At 66.8% G+C, this 15,135-nt stretch carries 20 protein-coding genes; 5 read left to right on the plus strand and 15 right to left on the minus strand.

Annotation, left to right across the window (positions count from 1 at the left end):
• Window positions 1–64 precede the first annotated feature (64 nt).
• The 4 genes from C486_RS21560 to C486_RS21565 all read right to left on the minus strand — a co-directional run bounded on the left by C486_RS21560 (window position 65) and on the right by C486_RS21565 (window position 1,425).
• Window positions 65–238 carry a DUF7556 family protein gene (locus tag C486_RS21560; protein WP_008453613.1) on the minus strand — a complete coding sequence of 58 codons (174 nt, stop codon included), beginning with the start codon at window positions 236–238 and terminating at the stop codon, window positions 65–67.
• 218 nt (window positions 239–456) lie between these two features.
• Complete coding sequence (locus C486_RS04760) at window positions 457–663, minus strand: DUF2196 domain-containing protein (RefSeq protein WP_008453614.1); 207 nt, start codon at window positions 661–663, stop codon at window positions 457–459.
• 98 nt (window positions 664–761) lie between these two features.
• Complete coding sequence (msrB, locus tag C486_RS04765; protein WP_008453616.1) at window positions 762–1,160, minus strand: peptide-methionine (R)-S-oxide reductase MsrB; 399 nt, start codon at window positions 1,158–1,160, stop codon at window positions 762–764.
• A gap of 106 nt (window positions 1,161–1,266) precedes the next feature.
• Entirely contained in the window at window positions 1,267–1,425 is a 159-nt protein-coding gene (locus tag C486_RS21565) for a hypothetical protein (RefSeq protein ID WP_008453618.1), read from the minus strand.
• 214 nt (window positions 1,426–1,639) lie between these two features.
• Here C486_RS21565 and C486_RS04770 point away from each other — a divergent pair, with 214 nt between their 5' ends.
• The 3 genes from C486_RS04770 to C486_RS21570 all read left to right on the plus strand — a co-directional run bounded on the left by C486_RS04770 (window position 1,640) and on the right by C486_RS21570 (window position 4,529).
• Window positions 1,640–3,235: a bacterio-opsin activator domain-containing protein gene (locus C486_RS04770; protein WP_008453620.1), complete on the plus strand. Its 1,596-nt coding sequence runs from the start codon at window positions 1,640–1,642 to the stop codon at window positions 3,233–3,235.
• Between the two features lie 118 nt (window positions 3,236–3,353).
• Window positions 3,354–4,307: a phytoene/squalene synthase family protein gene (locus tag C486_RS04775; protein ID WP_008453622.1), complete on the plus strand. Its 954-nt coding sequence runs from the start codon at window positions 3,354–3,356 to the stop codon at window positions 4,305–4,307.
• 69 nt (window positions 4,308–4,376) lie between these two features.
• A complete protein-coding gene (locus C486_RS21570; RefSeq protein ID WP_008453625.1) occupies window positions 4,377–4,529 on the plus strand; it encodes a hypothetical protein in 153 nt (50 codons plus the stop codon).
• A gap of 32 nt (window positions 4,530–4,561) precedes the next feature.
• On the opposite strand, the gene C486_RS21575 is transcribed toward C486_RS21570, so the two are convergent.
• The 4 genes from C486_RS21575 to C486_RS04790 all read right to left on the minus strand — a co-directional run bounded on the left by C486_RS21575 (window position 4,562) and on the right by C486_RS04790 (window position 8,286).
• Window positions 4,562–4,723, minus strand: coding sequence for a hypothetical protein (locus C486_RS21575; RefSeq protein WP_008453627.1), 162 nt, complete (start codon window positions 4,721–4,723; stop codon window positions 4,562–4,564).
• An 82-nt stretch (window positions 4,724–4,805) separates the two neighbouring features.
• Window positions 4,806–5,822 (minus strand): bisanhydrobacterioruberin hydratase, encoded by a 1,017-nt coding sequence (gene cruF / locus C486_RS04780; protein ID WP_008453629.1) that lies wholly within the window; start codon window positions 5,820–5,822, stop codon window positions 4,806–4,808.
• Window positions 5,815–6,687 carry a prenyltransferase gene (locus C486_RS04785; protein ID WP_049910174.1) on the minus strand — a complete coding sequence of 291 codons (873 nt, stop codon included), beginning with the start codon at window positions 6,685–6,687 and terminating at the stop codon, window positions 5,815–5,817. The genes cruF and C486_RS04785 overlap by 8 nt, the downstream gene beginning before the upstream one ends.
• Before the next feature lie 108 nt (window positions 6,688–6,795).
• On the minus strand, window positions 6,796–8,286 hold the full coding sequence (locus C486_RS04790) for a phytoene desaturase family protein (protein ID WP_008453634.1): 1,491 nt from the start codon (window positions 8,284–8,286) through the stop codon (window positions 6,796–6,798).
• A gap of 160 nt (window positions 8,287–8,446) precedes the next feature.
• On the opposite strand from C486_RS04790, the gene C486_RS04795 reads away from it, so the two are divergent.
• A complete protein-coding gene (locus C486_RS04795; protein ID WP_008453636.1) occupies window positions 8,447–9,145 on the plus strand; it encodes an SDR family NAD(P)-dependent oxidoreductase in 699 nt (232 codons plus the stop codon).
• A 277-nt stretch (window positions 9,146–9,422) separates the two neighbouring features.
• Window positions 9,423–9,596 carry a hypothetical protein gene (locus C486_RS21580; RefSeq protein ID WP_169316572.1) on the plus strand — a complete coding sequence of 58 codons (174 nt, stop codon included), beginning with the start codon at window positions 9,423–9,425 and terminating at the stop codon, window positions 9,594–9,596.
• Between the two features lie 126 nt (window positions 9,597–9,722).
• On the opposite strand, the gene C486_RS04805 is transcribed toward C486_RS21580, so the two are convergent.
• The 7 genes from C486_RS04805 to cobT form a co-directional block, all read right to left on the minus strand.
• Window positions 9,723–10,007 carry a translation initiation factor eIF-1A gene (locus C486_RS04805; protein WP_081603348.1) on the minus strand — a complete coding sequence of 95 codons (285 nt, stop codon included), beginning with the start codon at window positions 10,005–10,007 and terminating at the stop codon, window positions 9,723–9,725.
• A 131-nt stretch (window positions 10,008–10,138) separates the two neighbouring features.
• Window positions 10,139–10,651, minus strand: coding sequence for a YkgJ family cysteine cluster protein (locus tag C486_RS04810; protein ID WP_008453644.1), 513 nt, complete (start codon window positions 10,649–10,651; stop codon window positions 10,139–10,141).
• A gap of 133 nt (window positions 10,652–10,784) precedes the next feature.
• Window positions 10,785–11,546 carry a fumarylacetoacetate hydrolase family protein gene (locus C486_RS04815; protein ID WP_008453646.1) on the minus strand — a complete coding sequence of 254 codons (762 nt, stop codon included), beginning with the start codon at window positions 11,544–11,546 and terminating at the stop codon, window positions 10,785–10,787.
• Window positions 11,547–11,802: 256 nt separating this feature from the next.
• Window positions 11,803–12,240: a hypothetical protein gene (locus C486_RS04825; protein WP_008453649.1), complete on the minus strand. Its 438-nt coding sequence runs from the start codon at window positions 12,238–12,240 to the stop codon at window positions 11,803–11,805.
• 26 nt (window positions 12,241–12,266) lie between these two features.
• Window positions 12,267–13,055: an adenosylcobinamide amidohydrolase gene (locus C486_RS04830; protein ID WP_008453651.1), complete on the minus strand. Its 789-nt coding sequence runs from the start codon at window positions 13,053–13,055 to the stop codon at window positions 12,267–12,269.
• Window positions 13,052–14,110 (minus strand): aminotransferase class I/II-fold pyridoxal phosphate-dependent enzyme, encoded by a 1,059-nt coding sequence (locus tag C486_RS04835; RefSeq protein WP_008453653.1) that lies wholly within the window; start codon window positions 14,108–14,110, stop codon window positions 13,052–13,054. The genes C486_RS04830 and C486_RS04835 overlap by 4 nt, the downstream gene beginning before the upstream one ends.
• A complete protein-coding gene (cobT, locus tag C486_RS04840; protein ID WP_008453655.1) occupies window positions 14,100–15,134 on the minus strand; it encodes a nicotinate mononucleotide-dependent phosphoribosyltransferase CobT in 1,035 nt (344 codons plus the stop codon). Before cobT ends, C486_RS04835 begins: the two co-directional genes overlap by 11 nt.
• Window position 15,135 lies beyond the last annotated feature (1 nt).

Consider the following 15,135-nt stretch of genomic DNA (forward strand, 5'->3'; position numbering starts at 1 on the left):
CCGCGACCGTGGTTACGATGGCAGAAGGAAAGCGCGGGGAGCGGTCAGCACGGTTCCGAAGCGATTACCGCCACTCGTCGAGCGCGGCCACGTCGGTTTCGGTCATGGCGATCCAGCGCTCGTCCCGTGCGATATCGGCGATAACGAGGTGCGGAGTCCCGTCGATCTCGTCGACCGCCGCGACGACATCGGCTGTATCACTCGATCGGCTTCCGATCGACTCTGCTTCGGGCACCATACTCGGGAATAATACTCTCTCGGCTATGAATGTATCGATACGCCCCGAATATGTGATTAGATATTAAACCTTAACCGACATATTTCTATATTTTCTAAACCACGTGTCGGTGGCGATCGGCGTTCGACGAGTGTGTGCTGCCGATCGACTCGGGCGGATTTCGATCGAGCGCTCGTAACCGGTCCCGTTTCGTTTTCGGATCGGTGCGTTCGAGCGGGCTACTCGTCGGGAGCGATCGAGCGAACGTGACCGACGACGCCGCTTTTCAGTTTCACGTGAGGTCCCTCGGGTTCGTCACCGTAAACCACGCCGATCTCGCCGATGATCGGTTCCGTGTCCTCGGAATGGGGGTCCGCATCCTCCTGGACGATCTCGACGGTCATTCCCTGCCGGAGTTCCTCGGCGGTCGGTCGTTCGGCGGCCATGACTGGAGGTGAGCCGGGGTTCTTCAAAACCGTGGTGCCTGCACTCGCTAGCGCGGCCGAGCGTCCCCCGTCGCGGGCCCCCGCTCCGAACGCCGGCGTTACTCGTCGAACTCGAGGGCGACGGAGTTGATGCAGTATCGCTTGCCGGTCGGCTCGGGGCCGTCCTCGAAGACGTGACCGAGATGGCCGCCACAGTTCGCACAGATGACTTCGGTGCGGCGCATGCCGTGGCTGGTGTCGGTTCGGGTTTCGATCCGATCGTCGTCGGCGTCGTAGAAACTCGGCCAGCCACAACCGGAGTCGAACTTAGTCTCCGAATCGAACAGTTCGGCCCCGCAGCCGGCGCAGGCGTAGGAGCCGTCCGCCTTGTGATCGACGTACTCGCCGCTGAACGGCGTCTCGGTGCCTGCTTCGCGGAGGATGCGATACTCCTCGTCGCTCAATCGTTCGCGCCACTCCTCGTCGCTCGTCGGGACGTGATCTGACTCGTCGCTCATGGACGCTCGTAGGGGAGAGACACTCAAGAGTCTGTCTGCGCGGTCGCCGGTTCCGGCGGCGTCGACCGGCAACGGTCGTGCCGATGTCGGTGCCCGGGCGTTGCAGTCACCGGCTAGTGATGATATCCGTGCTCTCGCAGTCGGGACACTGGGTCATCCGGCCCAGTTTCGGGACCTCGATCCGCCGCCACTCGTCGTCCCCACCGGGCGCTTCGAAGCCGCAGTTTCGACACCGTGACCGTTCGTGTGTCATCTGGCTTCCCATGTCTCGACGTATGCTGTCGGGTTACATAATCGTTTGTTCAGCCGGCAACGAGCGTCACGAGTCCCAACGGGTCGTGGCACCGCTCACTACGGGAGGTATCGGTCGCGGGCGTGCCATCGATGCACAGGGGTGGGCGAGGACGTGGCGACTCGGTCATACCGCGCCACCCGTTGTGCCACTCGTGTTAAGCCACAGCAGACCGTACGTCCGAGCGATGGTTCCCCGGCAGGAACTCGCCGCAGCGGCGCTCGAGACGCTCCCCGTCACCGTCGCTGTCATTGACGACGAGGGTGAAATCCTCCTGACGAATCGATCCTGGCGCGACTTCGGTCCGGACCCCGACGACCACGTCGGCGCGGATTACGTCGCGACCGCCGCGACTGCGGACGACGAACACGCCCGGCGGGCGACCGCGGGAATCGAGGCCGTGCTCGCGGGCGAGCGCGACTCCTTCGAGATGGAGTACCCGTGTCACTCGGCGGACGAGAAACGCTGGTTCATGATGCGTGTCAATCCCTTTACCGACGACGGCCAGCGACTGGTCTCGCTCGTTCATCTCGAGATCACCGAGCGGAAACTGGCCGAGATCGCCGCCGAGGAGAACGCCCGTCAAGTACGCGACGAACGGGAAGCACTGGAACACGTTCTCGAGCGCGTCGACGGACTCGTCCGGAACGTCACCGACGCCGCCGTCGGCGCGGAGACCAGAGCGGAGATCGAACACGAAGTCTGTGCGTGTCTCGCCGAGACGGACCCCTACGTCCTCGCCTGGATCGGTCGCACGGATATCACGGCACAGCGGCTCTCACCTCACGAGTGGGCCAGTCGCGGGGACGTTCCCCTTGAGGACGACGAACTCGTCATCGGGACCGACGAGGAGCACCCGGCCGTTCGGGCGTTCGTGGACGACGAGGCAGCGGTCATCCAGGACCTCGAGTCGGCCGCGGACGCCGACCGGTGGTGGCCGACCGGGGCCGGCGATGTCGTCCGATCGGTCACCGCCTTGCCGCTTTCGTACGGTGACCTCACCTACGGCGTCCTCGTCGTTTTCGCCGCGGAGGCCGACGCCTTCGACGACCGGGAACTCCTCGTGCTCGAGTCGCTCGCCGGAACGATCGCGACCGCGATGAATGCCCTCGAAGTCAGGCGCATGCTCACGACCGAGACCGTCGTCTCGGTCGAGGTCGCCATCGAGGACCCGTCGCTGTTCGTCACGGCGCTGTCGGCGACGCTCGAGGCCGCGATCAGCTACCGCGGCGTGACCTACGACGGGGACGGAACGCCGCACCTCTCCCTCCATGCCGACCGGGCGATCGCCCCCGAAGACGTTCCCGACGTGTCTCCGGCCGGCGGCGACGTGACGATCCTCTCGCAAACCGACGGGCGGACCATCCTCGAGATCACCACCGACGACGGACTGGTGACGGCCCTGAGCGAGCACGGCGCGGTGATTCGGGAGCTGACGGTCACCGATACGGTCGCCGACCTCACCGTCGAACTTCCGGACGGCCGCTCCGCTCGCTCGGCGTACGACCTGCTCGAGCGTCGCTACGAGCGCGTCGAACTCGTCAGCTACCACGAGACCACCGAGCCGACGCCCACCCGAGAGAGCATCACGACGCGCCTCGAGTCGTCGCTGACCGACCGCCAGCTCACGGCGCTCCGGAAGGCCTACTATGCGAACTACTTCGAGTGGCCTCGCGACGTGTCCGGCGAGGAGTTAGCCGAGTCGATGGGCATTTCGCGATCGACGTTTCACCAACACCTGCGAACCGCCCAGCGGAAGTTGCTCGACGAACTCCTCGAGTGAGGCCGCAGTCGGCGGACCGTTCCCGGCCCAGCTGAACATAGTGAGGGGGGGTTATTTTATATACATCTGTCGTAGTGGAGACATCCGATCACCGTCGGCAGGATCTACGGGACAGAGAATGCAACAGGAACACATCGATGCAAGCAAGGCGATACAGAAGCGAACCGGGAGGACGTTCTATCTCGCGACGCGGTTTCTCCCCGAGCGAGTGCGACATGCGACCCACGTCCTCTATGCGTTCTTCCGCATCGCCGACGAAGTGGTCGACGACGCCGACGACGCCGATCCGGCGACACAGCGGGCACAACTCGAGTCGCTCCGGGCGCAGGCGGTCGGTGAGCAAGCGCCCGACGACCCGGTGCTCGAGGCGTTCGGGGAGCTCAGAGAGCGGTACGGGATCGACGACGAGGAAATCAACACGTTCATCGACGCGATGGCGACGGACATCGAGACCAGCCGGTACGAGACCTACGCGGACCTCGAGTCCTACATGCGTGGGTCGGCCGCGTCGGTCGGCGTGATGATGACCGCGATCATGGAACCCGACGCCGAGGACGTCGCGATCCCCCACGCCGTCACACTCGGCGAAGCGTTCCAGATGACGAACTTCCTGCGGGATGTCCGCGAGGATATTCGCGAACGCGACCGGATCTACCTGCCACAGGAGACGCTTCGGAACCACGGGGTCGATCCGGCACAGATCGAGCGACTCGAGTACTCCGAGTCGTTCGCGGGGGCGATGGCCGCCGAACTCAAGCGGACGGAGGAACTCTATCGCGAGGGCGTCGCCGGGATCAGATACCTGCCCGAGGACTGTCAGCTCCCGGTCCTGTTGGCGGCGGTTCTCTACGCGGAACACCACACCGTCATCCGCAATCAGGGGTACGACGTGCTCTCGCGGGAGCCGTCGCTGTCGACGGCCCGGAAGCTGTGGTGTCTGGCGAAGACGCGCTGGCACTGGCACTGGAATCGGGACCCCGAAGCCGTGTTCGAGCGAGTCTCGGCGGTGCCGACGGCCGACCACGACCATCGACACCCGGAACACGGAGACGGCGTGCCGACACGATCCTGACCGGCGGTTTATCAAAGCCCACGATATAGTGGCCCGACTTTCGTAGCCATCGCGTTCGAAGCTCGGTGTATGCCCACAGAGGCGAACTCCGATATCGTCGATCAAGAACGGCAGATGGGCCGTACGACCGCGATCGGACTCGGTGTCTGGCTCGCGCTGATCGTCGCTGCAGCGATCCTCTTGTTCGTGTTCCGCGACGCCATCTCGAGCCTGTTCGTCTGAGCGGACCGGCCGCGAGTGTTCACCGCAGGTCGCTACTCGGAAACGTCTTCGTTCGTTTGCACGGTCGTTTCCGCGACGATGAACTTCGCGAGTTTTCGTTTCGTGTGCGTGGTATACAGGTGCTCCTCGAGTTGCTGGTTCGGGGCCGGGGGCTCCCGACAGACTGGGCACTCGATCGAGTTACGCGTTGCCATAGCAATGACAGGGCGGTCACGAGCAAAAGTGACGTGCCGGCATGTTCGCACCGGTCGTCCTGGGGGACCGAACTGCCGTCAGTTATCGACCGCGCCCCCGCTCGGGAAGCGCCGTCGAAAGCATCGCGAGGTCGTAGCGGTCGGTCCGGAACAGTCCGAGACAGAACAGGCCGGCGACGCCGGCCGCCAGCCAGTTGCCGTAGAGCACGTTGATCGCACCCCACAACAGGACGAAACTCACCAGATCGTCGAGTGCGAACTCGCAGGTCCGGACCCGCTCGAGCAGGACCGCACGATCGAACGCGCGATCGACGAGGACGACAGCGACGGTCCCCGAGAGGAGCCACCCCCAGTAGTTCGAGCGGGGAACGCCGTAGTAGCCGCCCGGCGGAACGTACTCCCAAAACCCGATGGCGACGGCCCCGGGGTCGAGGACCAGATCGACCGCGACGATGGCGGCGATCGCCGCGAGCAATCGGGGACCGACGCGCGCGGCTCGGTCGCGAAGCACCAGCAACGTCAGCAGGGTGGCGTTGAGCACCAGCGGGACGAAAAACAGCGGCAGGGCCAGGGGCACGTCGCCGCCCAGCATCGGCCCGAGCCGAATTCCGTACTCGAACGTCCCGTAGGGCCAGCCCGTCCGGACGCCGACGAGTTCGATGGCGTAGGTGTAGCCCGTCAACACGCCGAGGAACGCGACCGCCCGTCGATCGATCGTCGGCAGCAAGGCGACGACCAGCGGCGACCGCATCACCAGCGTTCCGAACAGGATCAACAGCGGATTGTACGCGAGCGGTGCCGGAAGCATCCCTTCGGCGCTGCCGACCAGCGTCACCGCGCCGACGACCGGGAAGACCACTGCGACGGTAAACCGGTTCTCCCGGACGAGCGCCTCGAGTCGCCGCTGTCCCGTCTCCCGTGCCGTCTCGCTGGTCCCTCTCGCCGTCGACGCGTCGTCCTCGCGTCCGCGGCCGTCCGTGCTCGCCGCATCCCGCTCGTGAGTGCGCCGTTTCGAATCGCCGTCCTCCGCCGGCCCTGTCTCGCCGTCCGGGCCTGCGTTCGGACGCGATGGCGGGCCCGCCGACTCGCCGTTATCCATAGAGGAGCCTCCAGAGGCCGCCCATGGTCAGGAGCGCGCCGACGACGGTGTTGATCGCCGGGAACCACCAGTAGGCCCGATCGACGGCGACACTCGCGGTCGCGATTGCGGCGATGAGCCCCGGATACACGAGCATGAGTGCGCCAAGTCGCCCGTCGAGTGCGCCGAAGGCGATCGCACTCGCCAGCCAGCACGCGCCGCAGTAGGCGTAGGTCCGTCGTTCCCCGAGCATCGTCGCCGTCGTCCGGGTCCCGGTTTCGCGATCGGGCTCGATATCGGGGATCGCCGAGAACGTATGCATTCCCATGGCCCACAGCCAGCCGCCAGCGATCGTCAGCACGGGCGGCTGAGAGCCGGCGACGGCGGCGTACGCAGCCACGCCCGGCGTGATGTAGAGTCCGTTGGAGACCGAATCCAGCACCGGCGTCGTCTTGAATCGGGCCGGTGGGGCGCTGTAGGCCGCACCGAGGGCGAGAAAGGCGACGAGCCACGGGATCGCGGCCGCCGCAAGCAGCGGCGCGAACAGCAGCGGCAGGGCCGCACAGAGGGCGACAGCGACGGGAACGGATCGCTGTCCCCGATAGCGCGCCTCCCGATCGTCCTTTTTCGGATTCGCCGCGTCGATCTCCCGGTCGTAGATATCGTTGATTCCATAGAGGAAGACGTTCGCCGGGAGGAGGAAGTACGCGAACAGGACGGCCGTCGCCGGCGTGACCAGGTCCTCGACCGACCCCGCGGCGTAGGCGACTCCGACGAGGACCGGCCCGGCCAGATAGAGCCAGAACCGCGGCCGCGAGAGCGTCAGCAGGTACGACAGCTGTTCGCCGACGCTGCCTTCGCTTTCCGCCGTCGGCTCCCTCCTCATCGCTGGCGTCTCGAGCACGCGGGCGCTCGGATGCGGACAGTCATTTCGGTTCTGGAAGCGGGTCGGTCAGTTGCTCGTCTCGATCCATCCCTCGCGGTTCCGGCACGGTCAGCCCTCGAGTCCGTGGTCCTCGAGCACTTTCTCCGCCGTCAGGTCGCCGCTGATGAGACACATCGGGACGCCGATTCCGGGTGTGGTATCGCCGCCCACGAAGTAGAGTCCGTCGACTTCCGCCGACCGGTGTGGCGGGCGGAAGAGGGCCGTCTGGCGGAGGGTGTGGGCCAACCCCAGTGCCGTCCCGCCGTAGCTGTTGTACCGGCCCGCGAAGTCCGCGACGGAGAACCGCTCCTCGAGGACGATCCGGTCCCGGAGGTCCGTCCCCGTGTTTTCGGCGATATCGTCGAGGATCACGTCCCGATACTCGTCGCGGATTGCGGGTGTGTCCTCGAGACCGGGCGCGATGGGCACGAGGACGAACAGGGCGCTGTGGCCCTCGGGGGCGACGTCGTCGTCGGTCCTGGAGGGGACACACAGGTAGTAGGCGGGGTCGTCCGGCCACTGGGGGTCCTCGAAGATCTGGTCGAAGTGGTCCTGCCAGTCGGTCGGCAGCACGAGCGTGTGGTGGGCGAGGTCGTCGACATCGCCCTCGACGCCGAGATAGAGGAGGAACGCGGAGGGCGCGTAGGTCCGGTCGTCCCAGTAGTCGGCGTCGTGGCCGCGCCGTTCGGGGGTCAGCAGTTCCTGTTCGGTGTGGGCGTAGTCGGCGTTGCTCACGACGAGATCCGACTGCAGGGGGCCAGCCGGTGTTTCGACCTCGAACCCGCCCGTGCGGCCTTTGATCTCAGTCGCCGGGCGATCGGTGTCGTACTCGACGCCGAGTTCCGCGCCCAGTTCGGCGATGCCGTCGATGACCGCGCCGATCCCGCCGTCGGGGTACCAGACGCCAAGGTTGAAATCGACGTGGCTCATCAGGTTGTAGAGCGCCGGCGTGTTTGTCGGCGAGCCGCCGAGAAATACCAGCGTGTACTGCATGATCTGCTGGAGCTTCGGATGGTCGAAGTAGCCCGCCACGTGCCCCTGCATCGAGCCAAGCAGCGAGAGGCCCCGCGCCTGTCGCGCCACGTCGAGATCGAGGTAGTCCCGCAGGCGCTCGCGGTCCTCGTAGACGAAGTGTTTCATTCCGACCTCGTAGTTCTCCTGTGACTTCTCGAGGTAGCGCTCGAGGGCCTCACCCGCACCCGACTCGTACTCCTCGAAGACGGCTTTCGTGCGCTCTAAGTCGGGCGTGATGTCCACCCGATCGCCGTCCTTGAAGAAGATCCGGTAGTGGGGATCGAGATGTTCGAGATCGTAGTAGTCGCCCGGCGTCCGGTCGAAATCGGCGAAGAAGCGCTCGAAGACATCGGGCATCAGATACCACGAGGGACCCATGTCGAACGTGAAGCCGTCTTTCTCGAGGCGGCTCGCTCGGCCACCGAGCTGTTCGTTCTTCTCGATGACCCGAACGTCGGCACCCGCGTCGGCGAGGTAACAGGCCGTCGAGAGCCCACCGATCCCGCTCCCGATCACGACGACCGACTCACCGGCCAGCGATTGCATGTAGTCGTACGTGAGTATCGGACCGCTGTTAAACGTGTCTCATACATAGATAGGGGATCCGATCGGTCGACGGCGCGGCGGGCGGCGTCGAGTTCGTCTCGTGCCCGGGGGACGGTCCCCCGTCCGGTAGGTTCCTGTGGATCGCGCCCGTACGGTGCGTATGGACGGCCAGACAGTCGTCGTGACCGGCGGAACACGCGGTATCGGTGCTGCCGTCGCCGAGGCGTTCGGTGCGGCCGGTGCGACCGTCGTCGTCGGGGCTCGAGATGCGGACGACGTCGACGCGACCGTCGACGCGCTCGAAGACGCGGGGACCACCGCGGCGGGGCTCAGAACCGACGTTCGCGACGAGTACGACGTAGAGCGGCTGACGGAGATCGCCTCGCGGGCGGGCGAGGCGGCCGGTATCGATGTCGTCGTTCCCGCGGCGGGCGTATATCACGGCGAGGCCGGAGCAACGCCGACCGACGACGAATCGTATTCCGCGTTCGACGACCACTGGCGGACGAACGGACGCGGCGTGTACGCGACGATCCGCGAGTCACTGCCGCACCTAAACGACGGCGCGCGAGTGCTCGTGCCGACGGGCGCGGTCGCTCGAGACGGGACGGCAGGCTACGGCTCCTACGCGATTTCGAAGGCGACGGCGGAGGCGGTGACTCGCGGCTTCGCCGCTGACACCGACTACGTCGTGGGCTGTCTGGACCCGGGGGTCGTCGCGACGGAACTGTCGGGCAACAACGGTCGCGATCCGGATGCCGTCGCCCCGATGTTCGTCTGGGCGGCGACCGAGGCGGAGCCAACGGCCGTCGACGGGGCGATCGTCGGACTGCGCGAGTGGAAGCAAGCGACGCGATAACGCTCGAGAACGCGGTTGCTGCGGTAGTCGAATCCCCGCGTGTCTCGAGTCGTTTCGACTGCAGTCCCGGACCTGGGCGGAGCGCGACGCCGAGATGGGTAGCAGCGTGCGGACCGACCGTCGAGAGTAATGGCCGCTCGCGGTTCGAGACAGTCGATTTGACCGGTTCTTCGGACGCACAACGAGGCGAACGCTCGCGTACGCACCGTCTCGCATCGGCGAGAGTGACGACAACGGTTATGCGCTCTTATGTCGTGTGGTAACATGGATGATGAACATGAACGAAGTTGCAACGAAAGCAGTCGCCTGTCCGCACTGTGGGGAGAACGCGAGCGTCCCGCTTCCCGACGGGGAGACGGAGGTGAAAGTGCGGCAATCGATCGCGGCGTTTGGCGAACACACTACGATCACGTGCTCACGTGACCATACCTACTGGGAGTACTTCTGCTAACACGTCTCGTTTTTCTGGCCTGTCACCCTCATCTCGGCGAGGTACCGAATACGAGCGCTAGCGCAACCGCTACGGGCGGCCTATCGGTGGGAGAAATCTAGTAGTTATCGGAACCGCTACCGAGGATCAATCGATGTGGCCTTCGCGACGCAGTTGATCCGCGTCCTGGCCGGTATAGCGCCACTCGATGGTGGCCTTCTCGTCTTGCCAGTCCCACGGTTCGGCGACGACGATATCGTCTTGCTCGATCCAGGTCCGGTATTTCATGCGACCCGGGATGCGGCCGAGTCGCTCCTCGCCGTCCTCACAGCGGAGGCGAACGTGGTTACCCCCGAGGTGTTCGGTTACGACGGCGAATACTTCATCGCTGTTGGGCATACGGAGGTTCCGTCGCCCGGAGTCTTCTGTCACAACTTAACTATGTGCGGCAGACGTTTAAACGCTTGGAAAGTCGTGGTATCCCACAGCATAGTATTGTATGTCAATATAGTAACTAGTTATCTCGGCTGCCGTTTGTCGCCGATCGACGGATCGCTACCGGTCTATAGTTCGCGGTCCGAATCGGGATTCTCGAGGTCCCACAGCAGTTCGGGCAGAAAGGCCTCGAGGTTGTCGATGACCGACCGCTCGCTGACGTTCAGCCCCTCGCAGTGATCGTGGGCCGAGTCGCGGATGTCGACGTGGAGGTCGCCGTCCTCGAGCCAGACGGCGAGCGGAAAGACCGAACACCGGGTGGGTTTCCAGTCCGCGTCTAAGTGCAGCGAACAGAGGCCATCCTCGCGCAGAAAGGCACACGCGTGGCCGTCCTCGGCGACGTGGTCCTCGTGGTCTTTCGCCTCTCGAGTGACGAACTTCTCGCCGCGGAAGTCGGTCGTCGTCTCCGCAAGGTTCGCCCGCTGGGCTAACTCGAGGAGGTCCCGATCGTAGAGGAGCACGCCGTGGTGACAACACCACGTACAGTCGTCGACGCACTCGAAGGTGAGATTGGGATCGAACTCGACGACGACCTCGCGGTCGGGGTACACCTCGACGCGTCGCGTAGCGTCAGCGCTCACGACTAGAGGGGAGGCGAGTCGGCCCCAAGTGCCTTTCTACCCGTCCTTTGAGGGAGCGCCACCGACGACGCTCTCCCGAACGTCCACCCGACAGTGGAGCAGACGGGACTGTGACACGAGTCCGCCGTCGCTGTTATGCGCGCCCCGTCCCTCGCTCGAGGGCGATGGTGTCCCGCTCACTCGAGTCGACGATCGTGTTCCGGAGCGTGCCGACGCCTTCGTAGGTGATTTCGACGGTATCACCGGGTTCGACGAGCCCAGGGTTGGCGGGACTGCCGAAGGAAATCACGTCGCCGGGGCGGAAGGTAAAGCGGCGGGAGAGAAACGCGATGATCTCGTCGGGATCGAACAGCATGCGTTCGGTCGTGGCCTCCTGCCGGCGCTCGCCCGCCACGTCGGTGTACATGTCGATCCCCATGGGGTCGACGGCGGTTTCGATCCACGGCCCGAGCGGGCCGGACGCGTCGAACGCCTTGCGGGCCGTTCGGCCGTTCTGGTCGAGCGCGTCCAGATCGTTCAGGATCGTGTAGCCGCGGACGACTTCGGACACCGCGTCCTCGGAGAGGTTCCGGCAGGATTCGTCGATGACGGCCGCGAGTTCGCCGGCATAGGTCACCTCGTCGCTGAAACTGGGCGAGGGAACCGGGTCCCGGTGGCCGACGAGCGACGCGGGCGGCTTGATGAAGAAGTCGGGTTCGTCGGGTCGTTCGTACGCCATCTGGTCGAGCGTCGTCGCGAAGTTCCGGCCGACACAGTACAGTGCCGAGGGCTCGCAGGGCGGCAGGAAGTCGGCGTCCGTGCCGACCTCGTAGACGCCGTCGTCCGCGTGGACGACACCGTCCTCGTACCGTCCCGCGACCGGGCCGTCCTCCGTTGCGATCCGCGCGAGTTTCATTAGCGGGGGTCTCGCAGCCGGGTGATTAGTGGTATCGGTTTGCCGGCGTCCCGGCTCCGGCCGACCCGGGCCTCACGCCGCAAGCAGCAGAGCCGTTCGGCCGCCGCGGTGCTCGACGAGACGGCGTCGCTATCGACGTTCGATCGGCCGCACTCGTCGATCCCGGCAACGCGGAGACGCGTGCTATCCACCGGTCGGCGCTGTCGCTGCGGATTCCCATCGTGGCTCGGTACCGTCCGCCATGCTCGCGACCTCGCTAGCCGAGCGTCTTGAGGTCGACGCGGTGTGTTCCGTCGTCGGTCTCGAGCGCGATCGACTCGACGATCGCGTCGCGTGCTCGCGTTCGCCACTCCGCGACGGCGTCGGCGTGGCGCTCGCGGAGCCGGTCGTCCGCGGCCGGCTCGTCGGTCGCCGCCAGCGCCGACTCGAGGTCCGGGTACGCTGCGAGGACATCGTCCGTGATGACGGTCGCGGGCGAAAAGTGCACCGCGCCGGTTAGTTCAGCGTCGTCGACGCGGTAGACGTGGAGCCGGGCCCGCATCCGGCCGTGAAACGGTGGCGTGACCCGGAGGACGGCCTCCCCCGGGTTTTCCCGCCCGTAGACGTAGGCGTCGACGACATCCTCCGGCGAGAGCGCGACCGATCGAATGGCTGACGGATCGTCGGCTTCGGCTGACGGGTCGTCCTCGACCATCGGCCGACGCTTGGACTCGCAACGGATTAACTGTCGGGTTGGGAGCGGTCGCTGGCGAGCGCCGGCTGAAACACGTCGGCGCGACGGGCAGTCGAAACGCCGTACGTCGCATCGTCGACCGCTGTCGGCAGCTCCGCGTCGGCGGTCGCGTAGTGGGCGCGAAGCGACGCCCGGACGGCCTCTCGGACGCAGGCACGCACTGCTGCGCCGACATCGGTGCCGCTGCCCGAAAACGCCGCCGGCGACCCCGACGGGTCGTGGCCGACGATGATCGCGTCCGTCGTCGTTCCCGGGACACCGGCCTCGGCGAGCAGCGTCGCCGCCTTCGCCTCCGCCGCGACCGCGATCAGGTTCTCGAGCGCGCCCGAGGCGAGCGCACGCGTCGTTCCGACGATGAGGTTGACGGTCCCACGCCCCTGTCCGGACTCCGCATCGTCGTCTTCGACCGCAGTCGACGCCGCCCGGTCGGCGGGAGTCGGCTCCATCGGTAACGCGGCGGGATTCGAGATGCCGGCTGTCGCGTAGACAGTCACGGACCCACACCGAGCGCCGCGAGCGTCCGCGATGTCGACGCCGGTCAGCAACGCCGGGCTGGCCGCGTCCCCGGCGGTCGTCTCGAATTCCGCCCGCTCGAGGCGGTCATCGATGTAGGGCCCGAGTGCCGTCCGTTCCCAGCCCTCCGGGACCGAGAGGTTGTACGCGCAGTCGGCCGTCCGGCGGCCGCCGTTCCAGCCGGTCGAGAGCCATTCGGTAGCCGGTCGGCGAACGCGAAGCACGCCCGCCCGCCGAACCGCATCGTAGTCCGGGTCCGTCATCGCTCCGTTTCCGGATCGTCGTCCGTGCGCTCGCGAACGCCCAGCGCGGTGAGCAGTCGATCGTTGGCCGTTCGATCCTTGACCGCGACGCGGACGTGAGAATCGAGCGTCCGGAACGTCGTCGCGTCGCGGATCGCGACGCCGGCCGCACGCGCGTCGTCGATCACCGTCGCCACGTCCCGGTCGCCGACGTCACAGAGGAGGTACGGTGCGTCCGAGTCGTGGACATCGAACCGTCCCTCGAGCGCCTCGCGAACCCGCTCGCGCTCGCTGGCGACGCGGGCGCGCGTTTCGCGGACGAACCCCGCCCGTCGCAGGCAGTGTGTGCCGACCCGAGCAGCCGGCGTCCCGAGCGACCACGTGCGGCGAGCCGTTGCGAGCGTCTCCCGCCGGTCGCCGGTTGCGACGGCGAAGCCGGCCCGAAGCCCCGGCAACCCGAACAGTTTGGTCAGCGAGCGCGCGACGACGACGTGCTCGCGATCCAGGGTCGCCATCGACCGGTGATCGGTAAACCCCAGGAACGCTTCGTCGACGAGCAGCGTCGTTTCGGCGGCCGCACAGCGGGCGGCGAACGACGCGAGCGCGTCCGGCTCGATCGCGTCGCCGGTCGGGTTGTTCGGCGTACAGCACACGGCAAGCGCACACGGCTCGAGGGCGGTCGGGCCGAGTGCGGTCAGGTCGTCGTAGCGAACGAACCGCGGCGTCGCTCCCTGTAATTCGACTTCGCGGGCGTACTCCCCGAAACTGGGGTACGGGACGAGCGCCTCGTCGCCCGGCTCGAGGGCGGTCTCCATCGCAAGCCGGATCGCGGCCAGTCCGCCGGGGGTTGGAACCACTCGCTCCGGCTCGCAGCCGACGAAGTCGGCGGCGGCGGCGCGAAAGGCCGGATAGCCGTCGTCCGGGTAGCGCCGGGACTCCTCGAGAGCGGCCGCGTACGCGTCGCCGACGCCCGCGGGGGTTCTGGGGTTCGTATTGGCCGAGAAGTCCAGCAGGTCGCGGTCGGTCTCGCCGCCGTGGGGCACTCGGTTCCCGGCTCGAATGGCGTCAGGGTCCACGACCGCCCTCCGTCGGCTCGGCAGTGTCCGCGCCGTCCTCGGCCTCGATTCCGAGCCGTCGACAGACCGTCTCGAGCCGATCCCTGACCGCGTCCATCTCGCCGTCGGGGACGAGCGAGAGCGCGCCGCCCATGCCGACGCCCTCCTTGGCCTCGCCGGCGCAGTAGCGGTCCATCGCGACGTGGTCGCGCTCGTCGAAGCCGGGATCGGTGACGGTCAGGTCGCAGTCGAACCGCTCGCAGGCGTCGGCGAGCCGATCGCCCTGTTCGTCGGCCACGAACGAGGTCGTCGCGATCGACAGCGGCGCGTCGATCCCCGCGTGGCGTACCACGGCGGCAACGGCGAGCATCTGGGTGCCACCGGCGAGCGTCACCGCGGTGCCGGACTCGAGCGCACCGGCCGCGATTCCGGCGACTGCTGGCTGGACCGGATCACCGACCGCTTCGATCGCCGCGAGCGGCGTCCCCTCGCAGTCGCCCGGCTCGAGGTCGCTCGCGGCCAGCGCCTCGTCGACGACGCGCCGTTTGCGCTCGATCGGGTTCTCCGGGAGCGACGAGGAGACGCCGGCCGGCTCGCCGAGCGCGGTCAGGACGCCCAGTGCGGTCGTCGTCCCGCCGGGAACCGTCTCGCCGAGCAGCAGTTCGTCGTCCGGCAAACTCGCGCCGTAGTCGAACGCCCGGTCGAAGGTCGCGTCCGCGTCGGGCACGGCGACCGCTTCGCGAACGTCGTTCCCGGGGCCGCCGCCGAGGTCGACCGTCGGCGCGGCCGTCGACTGCGTGAGCCCCGCGTCGATCACCGACACGTCGAAGCCGACGACCTCTCTGACCGCACGGGTCACGGCAGCCGGCGTCGGACAGCCGTTCGGGCTCACGGGCGTCACCGGCGACATGATCGGCGCGCCGTGTTCGACGATTTCGACGTCCGCCGAGGGCGTGTGTTCCATCAGTTCCGGTGCGGCCCCGGCGGCGCTGATGCCGTCGATCAGCGCGGTCTCGGTCGTTCCGGCGGGCAAGATGACGCGCATC

This window comes from Natrinema gari JCM 14663 (assembly GCF_000337175.1).
Taxonomy (GTDB): domain Archaea; phylum Halobacteriota; class Halobacteria; order Halobacteriales; family Natrialbaceae; genus Natrinema; species Natrinema gari.